15 protein-coding genes and 1 pseudogene are annotated in these 15591 nt (G+C 60.7%); 11 read left to right on the top strand and 5 right to left on the bottom strand.

Going from position 1 to position 15591, the window contains the following annotated elements; all coding sequences use genetic code 11:
- Positions 1-34 precede the first annotated feature (34 nt).
- The 11 genes and pseudogenes from ubiE (at position 35) to HU727_RS26085 (ending at position 8302) form a co-directional block, all read left to right on the top strand.
- Positions 35-805: a bifunctional demethylmenaquinone methyltransferase/2-methoxy-6-polyprenyl-1,4-benzoquinol methylase UbiE gene (gene ubiE / locus HU727_RS11745; RefSeq protein WP_186531921.1), complete on the top strand. Its 771-nt coding sequence runs from the start codon at positions 35-37 to the stop codon at positions 803-805.
- Entirely contained in the window at positions 805-1428 is a 624-nt protein-coding gene (locus tag HU727_RS11740) for a ubiquinone biosynthesis accessory factor UbiJ (protein ID WP_186531923.1), read from the top strand. The genes ubiE and HU727_RS11740 overlap by 1 nt, the downstream gene beginning before the upstream one ends.
- Positions 1425-3029, top strand: coding sequence for a ubiquinone biosynthesis regulatory protein kinase UbiB (gene ubiB, locus HU727_RS11735; protein WP_186531924.1), 1605 nt, complete (start codon positions 1425-1427; stop codon positions 3027-3029). Before HU727_RS11740 ends, ubiB begins: the two co-directional genes overlap by 4 nt.
- Before the next feature lie 138 nt (positions 3030-3167).
- Positions 3168-3569 carry a phosphoribosyl-AMP cyclohydrolase gene (hisI, locus tag HU727_RS11730; RefSeq protein ID WP_007899278.1) on the top strand — a complete coding sequence of 134 codons (402 nt, stop codon included), beginning with the start codon at positions 3168-3170 and terminating at the stop codon, positions 3567-3569.
- Entirely contained in the window at positions 3562-3894 is a 333-nt protein-coding gene (locus tag HU727_RS11725; RefSeq protein ID WP_003220849.1) for a phosphoribosyl-ATP diphosphatase, read from the top strand. Before hisI ends, HU727_RS11725 begins: the two co-directional genes overlap by 8 nt.
- A 25-nt stretch (positions 3895-3919) precedes the next feature.
- The gene (locus HU727_RS11720) at positions 3920-4201 is read left to right on the top strand and encodes a twin-arginine translocase TatA/TatE family subunit (protein WP_186531925.1); all 282 of its coding nucleotides are present in this window, start codon (positions 3920-3922) and stop codon (positions 4199-4201) included.
- 10 nt (positions 4202-4211) lie between these two features.
- Positions 4212-4658, top strand: coding sequence for a Sec-independent protein translocase protein TatB (gene tatB / locus HU727_RS11715; RefSeq protein ID WP_186531926.1), 447 nt, complete (start codon positions 4212-4214; stop codon positions 4656-4658).
- Positions 4655-5446 (top strand): twin-arginine translocase subunit TatC, encoded by a 792-nt coding sequence (gene tatC, locus HU727_RS11710; RefSeq protein WP_186531927.1) that lies wholly within the window; start codon positions 4655-4657, stop codon positions 5444-5446. The genes tatB and tatC overlap by 4 nt, the downstream gene beginning before the upstream one ends.
- Positions 5443-6150 carry a 16S rRNA (uracil(1498)-N(3))-methyltransferase gene (locus HU727_RS11705; protein WP_186531928.1) on the top strand — a complete coding sequence of 236 codons (708 nt, stop codon included), beginning with the start codon at positions 5443-5445 and terminating at the stop codon, positions 6148-6150. The genes tatC and HU727_RS11705 overlap by 4 nt, the downstream gene beginning before the upstream one ends.
- Before the next feature lie 67 nt (positions 6151-6217).
- Positions 6218-7447: pseudogene (locus HU727_RS26090) on the top strand (methyl-accepting chemotaxis protein); the annotation flags it as partial.
- Positions 7430-8302: a methyl-accepting chemotaxis protein gene (locus HU727_RS26085; RefSeq protein ID WP_437180407.1), complete on the top strand. Its 873-nt coding sequence runs from the start codon at positions 7430-7432 to the stop codon at positions 8300-8302. The pseudogene HU727_RS26090 and the gene HU727_RS26085, both read left to right, overlap by 18 nt.
- Before the next feature lie 61 nt (positions 8303-8363).
- On the opposite strand, the gene HU727_RS11695 is transcribed toward HU727_RS26085, so the two are convergent.
- From HU727_RS11695 to HU727_RS11675, 5 genes are all read right to left on the bottom strand, one after another.
- Positions 8364-9098, bottom strand: coding sequence for an amino acid ABC transporter ATP-binding protein (locus HU727_RS11695; RefSeq protein WP_186531931.1), 735 nt, complete (start codon positions 9096-9098; stop codon positions 8364-8366).
- Positions 9091-10050: an amino acid ABC transporter permease gene (locus HU727_RS11690; protein ID WP_186531932.1), complete on the bottom strand. Its 960-nt coding sequence runs from the start codon at positions 10048-10050 to the stop codon at positions 9091-9093. The genes HU727_RS11695 and HU727_RS11690 overlap by 8 nt, the downstream gene beginning before the upstream one ends.
- A gap of 51 nt (positions 10051-10101) precedes the next feature.
- Positions 10102-10899 (bottom strand): transporter substrate-binding domain-containing protein, encoded by a 798-nt coding sequence (locus tag HU727_RS11685; RefSeq protein WP_186531933.1) that lies wholly within the window; start codon positions 10897-10899, stop codon positions 10102-10104.
- Positions 10900-11089: 190 nt separating this feature from the next.
- Positions 11090-13660 carry a glucans biosynthesis glucosyltransferase MdoH gene (gene mdoH, locus HU727_RS11680; protein WP_186531934.1) on the bottom strand — a complete coding sequence of 857 codons (2571 nt, stop codon included), beginning with the start codon at positions 13658-13660 and terminating at the stop codon, positions 11090-11092.
- Positions 13653-15437 carry a glucan biosynthesis protein G gene (locus HU727_RS11675; protein WP_186531935.1) on the bottom strand — a complete coding sequence of 595 codons (1785 nt, stop codon included), beginning with the start codon at positions 15435-15437 and terminating at the stop codon, positions 13653-13655. Before HU727_RS11675 ends, mdoH begins: the two co-directional genes overlap by 8 nt.
- Positions 15438-15591: the final 154 nt, after the last annotated feature.

Below are 15591 nucleotides of genomic sequence, written 5' to 3'. Positions count from 1 at the left end.
AGAATGTCGCGCATTCTCTTTTGGTGACAGCGATATGACTGATCAGCGCAAAGGCAGCGATGCCGAACCCACCACTCACTTCGGCTTCAAAAACGTTCCGGAAAGCCAGAAAGCGGAAAAAGTCGCTGAGGTTTTTCATTCCGTAGCCGCTAAATACGACCTGATGAACGACCTTCTGTCGGGCGGCATGCACCGTTTGTGGAAGCGTTTCGCGATCGAGCTTTCGGGCGTGCGCAGTGGCAACCGCGTGCTCGACATCGCGGGCGGCACGGGCGATCTGACCCGCAAATTCTCGCACCTCGTCGGCCCGACCGGCCAGGTGGTGCTGGCCGACATCAACGAATCGATGCTCAAGGTCGGGCGTGATCGCCTGCTGGATCTGGGTGTCGCCGGCAACGTCGAGTTCGTTCAGGCGGATGCCGAGAAACTGCCGTTTCCCGACAACCATTTCGACTGCGTGACCATCGCCTTCGGCCTGCGCAACGTGACGCATAAAGAAGACGCCCTGCGCTCGATGCTGCGCGTGCTCAAGCCCGGCGGACGCCTGTTGGTGCTGGAATTCTCCAAGCCGACCAACGCGCTGATGTCCAAAGCCTACGATGCCTACTCGTTCGCCTTCATGCCGTTGATGGGCAAGCTGATCACCAACGACTCCGAGAGCTATCGCTACCTGGCTGAGTCGATCCGCATGCACCCGAATCAGGAAACCCTGAAGTCGATGATGGTCGATGCCGGTTTTGATCGCGTGACCTATCACAACATGACCGCAGGCATCGTTGCCCTGCACCGCGGCATCAAACCCTGATGCTGCTCACCGGGCTGCTCGCCAGCGTCGAACTCGGCATCAACCGGGTGCTGCGCCTCGACAGCACGGCGCTGCCGCGGCTGGCGCATTTGTCCGGCAAGGTCATCGCCGTCGACTGCCGCAGCCCGGCGCTGCAACTGTTCATTCTGCCGAATGACGAAGGCCTGATGCTCGCTTCGCACTGGGAAACCGGTGTGGATTGCACGTTGCGTGCGCCCGCCTCCAGCCTGCTGAAACTGGCCTTGAGCAAAGACAAGACCGCCGTGTTGCACGCGCCGGAAGTCGAGCTCGACGGTGACAGCGGCGTGCTGCTCGAGCTGGCTGGCGTACTGCAGGATCTTGAGCTGGACTGGGAATACGAACTTTCCCGCTGGCTCGGCCCGGTCGCCACGCAATTGCTCGGTGGCCATTTGCGCAGCCGCGCGCGCTGGTATCAACAAGGATTTGCCAGCCTCAACCAGAATCTCGCCGAATACCTCGCCGAAGAATCGCGCACCCTCGTCGGGCAGCGCGAAGCCGAAGCGCGGTTCAGCGAACTGGACCGGATCAAACTTGATCTGGAACGTCTCGAGGCGCGTTTCGAGCGCCTTTCCCGATCCCTCGACCCAAGCGATAACGCATGAAGCTGCTCGCCGTCCGCCGTCTGTTTCGCATCCAGCGCGTCGTGATTCGTTACCGCCTCGATGACCTGCTGTTCGACCTGCCGCTGCCCTGGTTTCTCAAGGCATTGCGCTTCGCATTGCCTTGGCGCTGGCTGCCGCGCAGGCCGCTGGAGCTGAGCCGTGGCGCCTGCCTGCGTCTGGCCTTGCAGGATCTGGGGCCGATTTTCATCAAGTTCGGGCAGATTCTCTCGACGCGCCGCGACCTGCTGCCCGAAGACATAGCCGACGAGCTGATGCTCCTGCAGGATCGCGTGCCGCCGTTCGATTCGCAGTTGTCGATCAAGCTGATCGAAGAACAGCTGGGCAAGAAAATCAGCGAAGTATTCAGCCGGTTCGACGTCGAGCCACTGGCCTCGGCCTCGGTCGCGCAGGTGCACGCCGCGCAGCTGAAAAGCGGTGAAGAAGTCGTGGTCAAGGTCATCCGCCCCGGCCTGAAACAGGTGATTGCGCAGGATCTGGCATGGCTGTTCATCCTTGCCCGCGCCGCCGAAAGATTCTCCGCCGATGCGCGTCTCCTGCATCCGGTCGATGTGGTGCAGGACTACGAAAAAACCATCTACGACGAACTCGATCTGTTGCGCGAGGCAGCCAACGCCAGCCAGTTGCGACGTAATTTTGAAGGTTCGCAGCTGCTGTACGTGCCGCAAGTCTACTGGGACTGGTGCCGGCCGAAAGTGTTGGTGATGGAACGCATCTACGGGGTTCAGGTCACTGACCTCGCCACCCTAGCCGACCAGCGCACCGACATGAAAATGCTCGCCGAGCGCGGCGTGGAGATCTTCTTCACCCAGGTGTTCCGCGACAGCTTCTTCCATGCCGACATGCACCCGGGCAACATTTTCGTCAGCACCGTCAACCCATGGAGCCCGCAATACATCGCGATCGACTGCGGCATCGTCGGCAGCCTGACCCCTGAAGATCAGGATTATCTGGCGCGCAACCTCTTCGCCTTTTTCAAGCGTGACTATCGCCGTGTGGCGCAGTTGCACATCGATTCGGGCTGGGTGCCGGCGGAGACCAAGCTCAACGAATTCGAAGCGGCGATCCGCACTGTCTGCGAGCCGATCTTCGAAAAACCGTTAAAAGATATTTCATTCGGCCAGGTGCTGATGCGCCTGTTCCAGACCGCGCGGCGTTTCAATATGGAAGTGCAGCCGCAGTTGGTACTTTTGCAAAAAACCCTGCTGAACATCGAGGGCCTGGGGCGTCAGTTGTACCCGGACCTGGATCTGTGGAACACCGCACAGCCGTTCCTTGAGCGCTGGATGCGCGAGCGCATGAGCCCGAAAACCTTGATCGGCAACGTCCACAGCCAGTTTGAACAGCTGCCGCACCTGGCAAACATGGCCCGCGATCTCCTCGAGCGCATGTCGCAGCCTCACGCCAAAGACCCTCCGCCACCCTGGCGCAACCGCAGGGACGACTGGTTCCTGCGCCTGCTCGGCTGCGCTCATCTGGCGGGCGGCGCGGTCCTCGCGGCGGGTGGTCCGTTGACCGTGTGGGCGTATTGGCCCGCAGGAATCATGGTGGCGGTCGGTCTGTATCTGGTCGTTCGCCGATAGCACGATTGAGCTGCAAGTTATAAGCTGCGAGGCTCAAGCGACGGGGTGGCGACTTGAACCGCCCGACAGGCAAAAACGCGACTCTGCCCTTACTTGCAGCTTGAAGCTCGTAGCTTGCAGCTGCTTCAGGAACCGATGATGAAAAACTGGCTGGACGAGATCAAGTGGGACGCTGACGGCCTGGTGCCGGCGATTGCCCAGGATCACAAGACCGGGCGCGTACTGATGATGGCCTGGATGAACCGCGAAGCGCTCGAACTGACTGCCGCAGAGAATCGTGCAATCTACTGGTCACGTTCGCGTGGCAAGCTGTGGCGCAAGGGCGAAGAGTCCGGCCATGTGCAGACGCTGCATGAAATGCGTCTGGACTGTGATGCCGACGTGATCATCCTGATGGTTGAACAGATTGGCGACATCGCTTGCCATACCGGCCGTCAAAGCTGCTTTTACCGTGTCTTTGAAAACGGCGACTGGAAAACGGTCGACCCGGTACTCAAAGACCCGCACGCCATTTATTCCGCAGGACACACGCATGAGTGACACACTCACCCGCCTCGCTCAAGTTCTTGAGGAGCGCAAGGGCGCAGCCGCCGACAGTTCGTATGTCGCCAGCCTGTATCACAAGGGGCTGAACAAGATTCTGGAAAAGGTCGGCGAAGAGTCGGTCGAAACCATCATTGCCGCCAAGGACGCCGCGATCAGTGGCGATTGCAGCGATGTGATCTACGAGACCGCCGACCTGTGGTTCCACAGCATGGTGATGCTCGCCCAACTGGGGCAGCATCCGCAGGCCGTGCTGGATGAACTGGACCGTCGCTTCGGTCTGTCCGGACACGTCGAGAAAGCCTCGCGTCCGTCCGCCTGAACAACTTTAAGAGAGGAATAACCACATGGGCATTTTTGACTGGAAACACTGGGTCGTCATTCTGATCGTCGTGGTGCTGGTGTTCGGCACCAAGAAACTGAAAAATCTCGGCACCGACGTCGGCGAGTCGATCAAGGGCTTTCGCAAAGCCATGAACGACGACGAAAAACCGGCCGAACCGGGCGTCACCCCACCGGCGCAACCAGTGCCACCGGTGCAGCCGCAAGCCACCGCTCAGGCCAACCCGCCGCACACCATCGACGTGCAGGCGCAGAAAGTCGAAGAGCCGATCCGCAAAGACGTGTGAGCACTGACTAATGTTTGGTATCAGCTTCTCTGAACTGCTGCTCGTCGGCCTCGTCGCCCTGCTGGTGCTGGGTCCCGAGCGCCTGCCGGGCGCTGCGCGTACCGCCGGCCTGTGGATCGGCCGCCTGAAGCGCAGCTTCAACGCGATCAAACAGGAAGTTGAACGTGAAATCGGTGCCGACGAGATCCGTCGGCAACTGCACAACGAACATATTCTGTCGCTGGAGCAGGAGGCGCGGAAGATTTTCAATCCGACCCAGCAGGAGCCGACGCCGGTGCAGCCAGTGGCCGAGCCGACGATTCATGCGTCTGTTGCGCCTCCAGCCGCTAGTTCCGTCGCAGCGCCGACAAAACCGGCTCCCGCTGCTGCAGAACATTCAGTTGAACATGTAGCTCCAGCCGCCGCGCCGGTCACACCAGCGCCTCACGACACCACTCTGCCGCCGCGAGCCCCATGAGCGATCTCCCCGAAAACGACCAGCACATGCCGCTGGTTTCGCACCTCACCGAGTTGCGCACCCGTCTGCTGCGTTGCGTGGCGGCGATCTTCGTTATCTTTGCCGGGCTGTTCGCGTTCACCCAGCAGATCTATACCTTCGTCTCGACGCCGCTGCGCCAGTACCTGCCGGTCGGTGCGACGATGATCGCCACTGATGTGTCGTCGCCGTTCCTGACGCCGCTGAAGCTGACGATGATGGTTTCGCTGTTTCTCGCGATCCCGGTGATCCTGCACCAGATCTGGGGCTTTATCGCGCCGGGCCTGTACAAGCATGAAAAGCGTGTCGCGGTGCCGCTGCTGATATCGAGCATTCTGCTGTTCTACACCGGCATGGCGTTCGCCTATTACTTCGTATTCCCGCTGATCTTCAAATTCTTCGCCGCCGCCACCCCGGCCGGCGTGGAAATGATGACCGACATCGCCAGCTATCTTGATTTCGTCATGACACTGTTTTTCGCCTTCGGCGTGGCGTTCGAAATTCCGGTGGCCGTGGTTCTTCTCGTGTGGATCGGTGTGGTCGACGTCAAATACCTGAAGAAGATTCGCCCGTACGTGATCATCGGCTGCTTCGTGGTCGGCATGATCCTGACCCCGCCGGACATTTTCTCGCAGACCCTGCTGGCCGTGCCGATGTGGATGCTGTTTGAAATCGGCATTCTGTTCAGCGGGCTGATCAGCAAACGCGAACGCCCGGACGAAACCCCGGCCGACGATCATAACGACCAGCCGCCAGCGACCCAGGCATGAACCTGCTGTTGCTCGAAGAGGCCGACTTCATTGCGGCCGACCGCGTGGTGCTGCGTGATCGCCGCTTGACCCATATGCAGGAAGTCCACCGCTCGCAAGTCGGTGACACCCTGCGCGTCGGACGCATCAACGGGCTGATGGGCTCAGCCGAGTTGCTGCGCCTGGACGCGGAGGAAGCGGAGCTGCGTGTGAGCCTCGATCAGCCACCTCCAGCCAAACTGCCGCTGACACTGGTGCTGGCCCTGCCCCGGCCGAAGATGCTCCGCCGGGTCTTTCAGACCGTCGCTACCATGGGCGTGGCGAAGGTGATTCTGGTTAACAGCTACCGCGTCGAGAAGAGTTTCTGGCAAACGCCCTTTCTTGAGCCGCATGCGATTCGTGAACAGTTGGTTCTAGGTCTGGAGCAGGCTCGGGATACCGTACTGCCGCAGATCATCATCGAAAAACGCTTCAAGCCTTTCGTTGAGGATCGATTGCCGGCCATTACCGAAGGCACTCTGGGCCTGGTCGGCCATCCCGGCAATTTTCCGCCCTGCCCACGCGCCCTGAGCGAACCGGTGACCCTGGCCATCGGCCCCGAGGGTGGCTGGATTCCCTACGAAATAGACCTGCTGGCCAAGTCCGGCCTGCAACCGGTGCAACTGGGCGAGCGCATCCTGCGCGTCGAAACCGCCGTCACCGCCCTGCTCGCACGCCTGTTCTGAAACCACCAACCACTGTGGCGAGGGAGCTTGCTCCCGCTCGGCGGCGCAGCCGTCGTAAAGCAGGCGGATGCGTGCTCGTTGGAGAAAGAGCGATGGCCGCTTGGCGCCCAAGCGGGAGCAAGCTCCCTCGCCACAGAATTGCTATCGACGCCAGACAAGTGGCGTTACAGATTGCCATCATCCAGCCGATACAGCCCCTATAAGTCCAAATGAATGGTCCGAAGGGAGTGGTCGCATGTACCGTTGGTTAGCCGAGAGTCTCGGAAACGTCAGCGTCAAACGCAAGCTGGGCATCGGTTTCGGCCTGGTGCTGTTGCTGACGCTGTTGATCACCTTCACCGGCTGGACCGGCATGAGCGGCATCATCAGCCGCGGCGACAAGCTCGGTTTCATTTCCGGCCTCAACGAGCGGACCAAGGACCTGCGCCTGGCGCGCATGGATTACGACATGCGCCGTGGCGAACAAGGTCCGGGCGTGGTCAATGAATTCCTTAGCAAACTCGAAAGCGGCCTGCAATCGGCACGCGGGATGATCGAGCAGCCGTCGGATGTGGCGATGGTCGACCAGCAACTGGCGGCCGTGGCGGAATACAAACGCGCCTTCGGCGAAATGACCCAGGCCACCGTGCAGCGTGAAGACGCGCGCAGCAAGCTTGGCGCCAATGCCGACAACGCCGTGGCCAGGGTCGGCGAAGTCGAGGCCGCACTGTTGCAAGGCGACAGTGTTGCGCAATACAACGCGGTGATCGAGCTGAGCAAACTGCTGCAGCAAGCGCGTTATCAGGTGCGCGGCTACACCTACAGCGGCAAGGCCGATGCCGAGCAACCGGCGCTGACGGCCATCGACAACGCTCTGAAAAACCTCGAGAGCCTGCCGACTCGTGTGCCAGAGCAGCACATCGCCAATCTGCAGCAAGCCACCGATTCGCTCAAAGCCTATCGCGCGGCCGTTGCCCAGTTCCGTGATTCACAAGTGAAAAACGCTGCTGCGCTGGCCCATATGTCCGCTCAGGGCGACATCCTGATCGCGGTCAGCAAGAAACTCACCGAATCGCAAACCGTGGTGCGCGACACCGATGCCGCACGCGCCAAGAACCTGCTGTTGATCGCCACTGCGCTGGCGTTGGCCTTCGGTCTGATTGCCGCGTGGGCGATTACCCGGCAGATCATCATCCCGCTGACCCAGACCCTGAAAGTCGCCGAACGCGTGGCGGCCGGTGACCTGACTCACAATCTGGTCTCTCTGCGTCGCGATGAACTCGGTCAGTTGCAACGCTCGATGCAGAGCATGACCCAGGGCTTGCGCGAGTTGATCGGTGGCATCAGCGACGGCGTGACACAAATCGCCAGTGCCGCTGAAGAGCTGTCGGCCGTGACCGAGCAGACCAGTGCCGGGGTCAACAATCAAAAGATTGAAACCGACCAGGTCGCCACCGCCATGAACGAAATGGCCGCCACCGTGCAGGAAGTTGCGCGCAACGCTGAAGAGGCTTCTGAAGCCGCTGTTGCTGCCGACCAACAGGCTCGCGAGGGTGACAAGGTCGTTGGCGAGGCCATCGCCCAGATCGAGCGCCTGGCTATCGAAGTCGGCCACTCCACCGAAGCCATGGGCGAGCTCAAGCGCGAGAGCGACAAGATCGGCAGCGTCCTTGATGTGATCAAGTCCGTGGCCCAGCAAACCAATCTGCTGGCGCTCAACGCGGCCATCGAAGCGGCCCGCGCCGGTGAGGCCGGTCGAGGCTTCGCCGTGGTGGCCGACGAAGTGCGCAGCCTCGCGCAACGCACCCAGAAGTCCACCGAAGAAATTGAAGAACTGATCGTCGGCCTGCAAAACGGCACCCAGCAAGTGGCGACGATCATGGACAACAGCCGCAGCCTCACCGACAGCAGCGTCGAGCTGACCCGCCGTGCCGGTGGCTCGCTGGAAAGCATCACCCGCACCGTGTCGGCGATTCAGGCGATGAACCAGCAGATCGCCGCAGCCGCCGAGCAGCAGAGCGCCGTGGCCGAAGAGATCAACCGAAGCGTGCTGAATGTGCGTGACGTGTCAGATCAAACCTCGGCGGCGAGCGAAGAGACCGCAGCGTCGAGTATGGAGCTGGCACGACTGGGCACGCATCTGCAGATGCTGGTGGGGCGCTTCAAGGTTTAAACATCACTGCAAAACTACCGTGGCGAGGGAGCAAGCTCCCTCGCCACAGAAAGGTGTGAGGTTAGAGGACCTGACGCAGAAAGGCCTGCGCCCGAGGGTCCTTTGGCGCCGCAAAGAAATCCGCCGGCGCGGCATCTTCGAGCAGTTTGCCGTGATCGAAGAACAGCACGCGATCCGCCACTTCCCGGGCAAAGCCCATTTCGTGCGTGACGCAGACCATGGTCATGCCTTCCACGGCCAGGTTCTTCATCACGTCCAGCACTTCGCCAACCATCTCCGGATCAAGCGCCGACGTTGGCTCATCGAACAACATGACCTTGGGCTCCATCGCCAGCGCCCGGGCGATCGCCACGCGCTGTTGCTGACCGCCGGACAGGCGTGACGGAAACTCGTTGGCCTTCTGCGCGATACCCACCTTTTCCAGCAGCGCCATGGCCTTGGCCTCGCGCTCTTTCTTGCCGCGCTTGCGCACCACTTTTTGCGCCAGACAAAGGTTTTCAAGCACAGTCATGTGCGGGAACAGGTTGAAATGCTGAAAAACCATGCCGACTTCACGGCGGTAGGCGTTGACGTCGGTTTTCGCGTCGGCCAGTTGCAGGCCGTCGATGCTCACCGAGCCGGAATCGAACTCTTCCAGACCATTCAGACACCGCAGGAAGGTCGATTTGCCGGAGCCGGACGGGCCGATCACCACCAGCACTTCGCCCTTGGCGACGGTGGTGCTGACGTGATCCACAGCGCGCACCACTTGCCCTCGGGTGTCGAAGACTTTTACCAGGTCGCGGACTTCAATCACTTTGCGCGAGCCTCCGCTCAAGCCGGCTGGCGATTTTCGACAGCGGCAGGTTGATCAACAGGTACAGACCGGCGACGCAGAACAGGATTTCGAACGGCGAGAACGACGTGGTGATGACTTCCCGACCGCTTTTCAGCAGCTCGGTAATGGCTATCACCGACACCAGCGAAGTGTCCTTGACCAGACTGATGAACTGACCAGCCAGCGGTGGCAACACGCGTTTGAACGCTTGCGGCAAGACCACGTGGCGCATCGACTGGCCGGCACTAAGACCGAGCGAGCGCGCCGCTTCATTCTGGCCACGGGCAATCGATTGCACGCCGGAACGGATGATCTCCGCCACATAGGCGCCAGTGAACAGCGACAACGCGGCGATCCCGGCGAACTCGCGAGACAGGTTCATCACTGTGCCGATGAAGAAGTAGAAAATGAAGATCTGCACCAGCAACGGCGTGCCGCGCACCAGTTCGACGTAAATCGTCGAAAGGTCGCGCAAGGTCGGGTTGCTCGAGAGCCGGCAGAGGCCAGTGACCAAGCCGATCAGCAAACCCAGAACGCCAGACACCACCGACAGCCAAAGCGTCGTCCAGAGCCCCCACAGCAAAGGCCCTGCCGCCCAATGCCGAGTCACGCCCACGACGTCGCCTTCAGCCACATCGTCGCCCTGAGCGAATTGCAGGCTGTTCTCGTCAACAGTCAGGTGCTGCTCATCGCCGGCGTCGTTGCGCAGGGTGACCTGTGCGCTGTCGCCGTTGCGCACAAGTTCGATGACGGTCGATATATCCGTGGCGCGCTGGGTTTCCTCAGCCTGGTAGGCGAAGTATTGCGGCACACGATTCCAGCGCCATTCGTAGGACATCAGCGACGTCGCGTAATACAACGCGCCCGCCAGACCGACCAGCACCAGCAAGGTCAGGACGTGCCAGGGCCATTGGGCTTTTTTCTGTTTCATTAAGGCTAAATCCATAACGATCAGGGTGCTCCCTCGCCACAAGGCCGGGCGTTATTCCATGTCCTTGAGCCAGTCGGTGCTCTTGAACCACTTGTCATGGATGCGATCGTAGGTGCCGTCTTCATGGATCTGGTGCAGGAAGTTATTGATGAAGTTCAGGCTGTCGTGGTCGCCCTTCTTCAGACCGAACGCCAGCGGCTCGTAGGTGAACGGCTTGTCGAGGAACACCAGTTTGCCGGCGCCGACCTTATTGACCGCGACAACGTTGTACGGCGCGTCGTAGATGAAGGCGTCGGCCTTGCCGTTGACCACGTCGAGCACGGCTTCCTGCTCGTTGTCGTAGCCGTGGTACTTGGCTTTGGAGATCAGCTTTTTAGCGACCATTTCGCCGGTGGTACCGAGCTTGGAAGTGATGCGGTATTCGGCAGTGTTCAGGTCTTTGTAGGACTTGATGGTGCCTTCCAGCTCCTTGCGGATCAGCAGGGTCTGGCCGACGACGATAAAGGGATCGCTGAAGTTCAGGCGCAGGTTGCGCTCCTGGGTCAGGGTCATGCCGCTGCCGATCATGTCGAACTTGTCGGTCATCAACGCCGGGATGATGCCATCGTAGCCGGTCGAAACCAGCTCCAGCTTGACGCCCATGGCCTTGGTCATGGCTTTGAGGATATCGACTTCGAAGCCGATGATTTCGCCGCGTTTGTTGGTCATTTCGAAAGGCATGTAGGTCGGGTCCATGCCGACTTTCAGCGAGCCGCGCTTGACCGCGTCATCGATGGCGCCGGCCTGCGCCGCATTGACTGCAACCAGTGCCGTGACGCCGACCAGCAGCATCGACAGATACTTCTTCATCTTCAAGTCCCCAAAACCATTGCGTTTGCGGCGCGAAAACCGACAGAGATGGGCCAACAGGCCCGGGCGCGCCAATTCGGGGACGGATGCTAACGCACTCGTTCTTTTGCACAAGGTTTTTTGCTGGATTGCAGATGGATGCTTGCGTTGGTGGAGGCAAAAAAAACCCCGCTTTCGCGGGGCTTTTTTATCAGGCCGGTTGAGCCTGCAGGTTTACCGGTCGCAGCGGCAGCAGCGGCGCATGCGGATCGGCTTTGACCGAAGCGCGCCAGGCGTCCAGCCACTCGGCGTGGCCTTCGGCCCAGACCTGTTCATGCAGACGTGCCAGGGCGACCGGGTCGCTCAGCAGTTGCAGGCGATCATGGTTGTTCAGCCCGGCAGGGCCTACCTTGATCGCGTGCCGCACGCGTTCCTGACGCAGCCATTCGATCGGTTCGGCCTGACCGTGACGCGAGGTCGCCAGTGAGCACGCCAAAGCGTTCTGCTGAGGATCGACCACGGCGCGGACGAATCCGTCGTTGAGCGCGTGGTAACGATTCTCGTGGGTGTACTGGTCAGTCGCCAGCAGCGCCTGTGGCGGATTGTATTCCTCGGGGATCAGGAACAGGCTCTCGTCACGGGACTTGAGGCCCAGCCCGACGCGACTGGAAATCACCGACACAGGAATCGACAGCATCAGCGAACCAACGATCGGCACCAGCCACCAAAGGAAGCTCGGGTTCAGCCAGATCACCAGCAGCGCCCAGAAGAAGCCCAGCAAGGTCTGCGGACCGTGGCGCTTGACCGCTTCACTCCACGGCGTCGAGTCGTCGTCACGCTGCGGCGAATTCCAGGTGGCGGCCCAGCCGAGGAACGCTGCCAGTACGAAGCGGGTGTGGAAAATCATCCGCACCGGCGCCAGCAACATGGAGAACAGCATCTCCAGCAGCATCGACAGGGTCACTTTGAACTTGCCCCCGAACTCTTTCGCGCCCTTGGCCCAGATCAGAATGATGCTGAGCAGTTTGGGCAGGAACAGCAGCACAATCGTCGTCGAGAACAGCGCGATGGCTTTTTCCGGGTGCCATTGCGGCCACAACGGATACAGCTGACGCGGCTCGAGGAAGTATTGCGGCTCCATCAAAGTGTTCACCGCCAGCAACGCGGTCGACAACACCAGGAAGAAGAACCACAACGGCGCCGACAGGTAGGACATCACCCCGGTCAGGAACACCGCGCGATGCACCGGGTGCATGCCCTTGACCAGGAACAGGCGGAAGTTCATCAGGTTGCCGTGACACCAGCGACGGTCACGCTTGAGTTCGTCGAGCAGGTTCGGCGGCAACTCTTCGTAACTGCCCGGCAAGTCGTAGGCAATCCACACGCCCCAGCCGGCACGACGCATCAACGCGGCTTCAACGAAGTCGTGGGACAGAATCGCACCGGAGAAGGCGCCTTTACCCGGCAACGGCGCGAGGGCGCAGTGGTCGATAAACGGCTTCATGCGGATGATCGCGTTGTGACCCCAGTAGTGGGATTCACCCAACTGCCAGAAGTGCAGACCGGCCGTGAACAGCGGGCCGTAAACGCGCGTGGCGAACTGCTGCATGCGCGCATACAGGGTGTCCATGCCCGACGCACGCGGCGCGGTCTGGATGATCCCGGCGTCCGGCGTGGCTTCCATCAGGCGCACCAGACTGGTCAGGCACTCGCCGCTCATCACCGAGTCGGCGTCGAGAACGACCATGTACTTGTAGTCACCGCCCCAGCGACGGCAGAAGTCGTCGAGGTTGCCGCTCTTGCGCTTCACGCGACGACGACGACGGCGATAGAAGATCTTGCCGAAGCCTTTGGCTTCGCGACACACATCCAGCCAGGCCTGTTGCTCGGCCACGCAGATATCGGTGTCGTTACTGTCGCTGAGGACGAAAAAGTCAAAGCGATCCAGGTCACCGGTGGCGGCGACCGATTCGAACGTTGCACGCAGACCTGCGAAAACACGCGGCACGTCTTCGTTGCAGATCGGCATCACCAGCGCGGTGCGTGCATCTTTCGGGATCGGCTCGTTGCCGGCGCTTTTACCGGAGATCCGATATTTATCGTGACCAGTGAGCAACTCGAGGAAGCCCATCAGCGCCGTCCAGAAACCGGCCGAAACCCAGCAGAACAGAATGCCGAACAGGATCAGGATGCTGGTCTGCAGCGCATACGGCAGCACTTGCGTGGCAGTTTGCAGCAGCGGTTGATGCAGGACTTCTTCCAGGTCGACGAACGACCAGCCTTGGTACGGCATGATGCCTTTCATGTACCAGCCGGCGACGATGGTCTGGCCGAGCATCAGCAACAACAGAATGTAGCGGCGGATCGAGCCGACGGTGCGCCAGCGCGCGGCCGGCAGCACGTTCTCGTCCTTGGGCGGTTGCGGCGGGTTGGTGCGACCGGTCAGACGGCGCCAGCCGCGCACCAGAATGTTGGTGCGCCACGGCTCCGGCACGACCTTGGTCCGACGGATCGGCGGGGTTGCCTTGAGGCTGACCCGACCGCTGGCATCGAGCACCAGCATTTCCGCTTCTTCAAGCTCTTCGGCGGTGCTCAGGGTCAGGCGCTTGCCCACCGAAGCCTGGGCGGCTTCGGCAGGGGCGTCGAACGTCGAGGAGGACAGGCGTTCATGCAGCTCGCTGAACGACTGGCAACCCGCGAGTTCCGCGCGTTGCTCGTCGGTCATCGGCAGATGCGCCAGATACTCGGACAGAGTCTCTGGCTGTACTTGAGAGTTACTCATCGGCAGGCAACTGATAGCTCCAGGTCTCGGTCAGGACTTCTTCAGTCGGTGCCGATTCCGGTGTGGCTGGGGCCGCGTCGGCAGCGACTGGCTGCTGGGCGTCTTTGTTGGCCTTGTCCTTGGCGTCGGCTACAGGCTTGGCTTCAGCCTGTTTGGCTTCGGTGGCCTTGGCTTCCTTGTCGAGTTTTTCCTGTTGCTTGGCGGCAACCTTGTCTGCCTTGGCAACCGAGGAGTTGGATACCGGCAGCGACGACTTGGCCAGATCAGCGGTGACGATCGGCTGCACCAGCGCAGCGCGCATTTCCGTCGCCTTGCTCGGGTCCTTGATCTTCATCCGCAGGGTCAGGCGCCAGCCTTTGGTTTCCGGGTTGTAGCGCACGCTGTTTTCGACCAGTTCGGCGTTGTCGCCGACGCTGACCTGACTGCGCACATCGGCATCCGGGGCCAGAGCGGCGAGCGACGGGCCTTCGAAGTCGACCAGGTAGGCAACGCTGCCGTCCGGCTGACGGATCAGGTTCGACTGCTTGACGTCACCGGTCGAACGCAAAGTCTGCGCGACCCATGCGCTGTCCGGCGCGTGAATTGCCGCTTCGTCCATGGTCCAGTGCATGCGATAGGCGAAGTCCAGCGGCTGACCTGGCTCCGGCAGCTTTTCCGGGCTCCAGAAGGCAACGATGTTGTCGTTGGTTTCGTCGGCGGTCGGAATCTCGACCAGATCGACGGTGCCTTTGCCCCAGTCGCCCTTCGGCTCGATCCAGGCGCTTGGGCGCTTGTCGTAGCGGTCGTCGAGGTCTTCGTAGTGGCTGAAATCACGGCCACGTTGCAGCAAGCCGAAACCACGCAGATTTTCGACGCTGAAATTGCTCACAGCCAGGTGTTTCGGGTTGTTCAGAGGACGCCAGATCCACTCGCCGTTGCCGGCATGGATCGACAGACCACTGGAGTCGTGCAGTTCACGACGGTAGTTGAGCACCTTGGACGGCTGGTTCGCGCCGAACAGGAACATGCTGGTCAACGGCGCGATGCCCAGTTTGCCGACTCTGTCACGCAGGAACATCTGCGCCTTGACGTCGACAATGGTGTCGCTGCCAGGACGCAGGGTCAGGCGGTAGGCCCCGGTCGCACGCGGCGAATCCAGCAGCGCGAAGATCACCAGATGCTTGTCGCCCGGCTTCGGCTGTTGAATCCAGAACTCGCGAAAACGCGGGAATTCCTCACCCGATGGCAGCGCGGTATCGATCGCCAGGCCACGGGCCGAGAGGCCGTAGGTGTGGCCCTTGCCGACGACGCGGAAGTAGCTCGCGCCGAGCATGGTCATGATTTCGTCTTGCTTGTCGGCCTTGTTGATCGGGTACAGCACACGGAAACCGGCGTAGCCTAGTTGCTCGGTAGCTTTAGGATCGAATTTCAGGTCGCCGAAATCGAAGCGGGTCGGATCGTATTTGATCTCTTTGACGGTGCTCGCGGTGATTTCGTTGATTTTCACCGGCGTATCGAAGTGCATACCCTGGTGATAGAAAGAAAGTTTGAACGGCGTCTTCTGATCAGCCCACTCAGCCTTTTCGGTGAGGAAGCGGATCTTCTGGTAATCCGCGAACTTCATTTCGCGGAATTCGTTCGGCAGGTTGCTGCGCGGGGCTTCGAACTTCTGCCCGGCCAGCTCTTTAGCCTTGGCCGATACATCGTCAAGATTGAACGCCCAAAGCTGACCGGCGCTGAGCAGGCACAGGAGCGCCGAACCCGCTACCAGAGCACTTCGCATGCGTTTGGCAGACATTTTTGCTGCATTACAGGGACTAACAATCACGAGCAACCCTCGCCGAAAACAGATCAATAAACCAACGGCCAGATGAAGTGCCTATGGGGTTTTGGGCTAATAAAAGCCGACCTTCCAGAACACCCTTGCCAAGTTGGCGAGCATTGTTCCGACT

It is taken from the genome of Pseudomonas khorasanensis (assembly GCF_014268505.2).
GTDB classification, from domain to species: Bacteria; Pseudomonadota; Gammaproteobacteria; order Pseudomonadales; family Pseudomonadaceae; genus Aquipseudomonas; species Aquipseudomonas khorasanensis.
The sequence above is the reverse complement of the archived record's forward strand: the minus strand, read 5'-3'. Positions and strand labels throughout refer to the sequence as shown.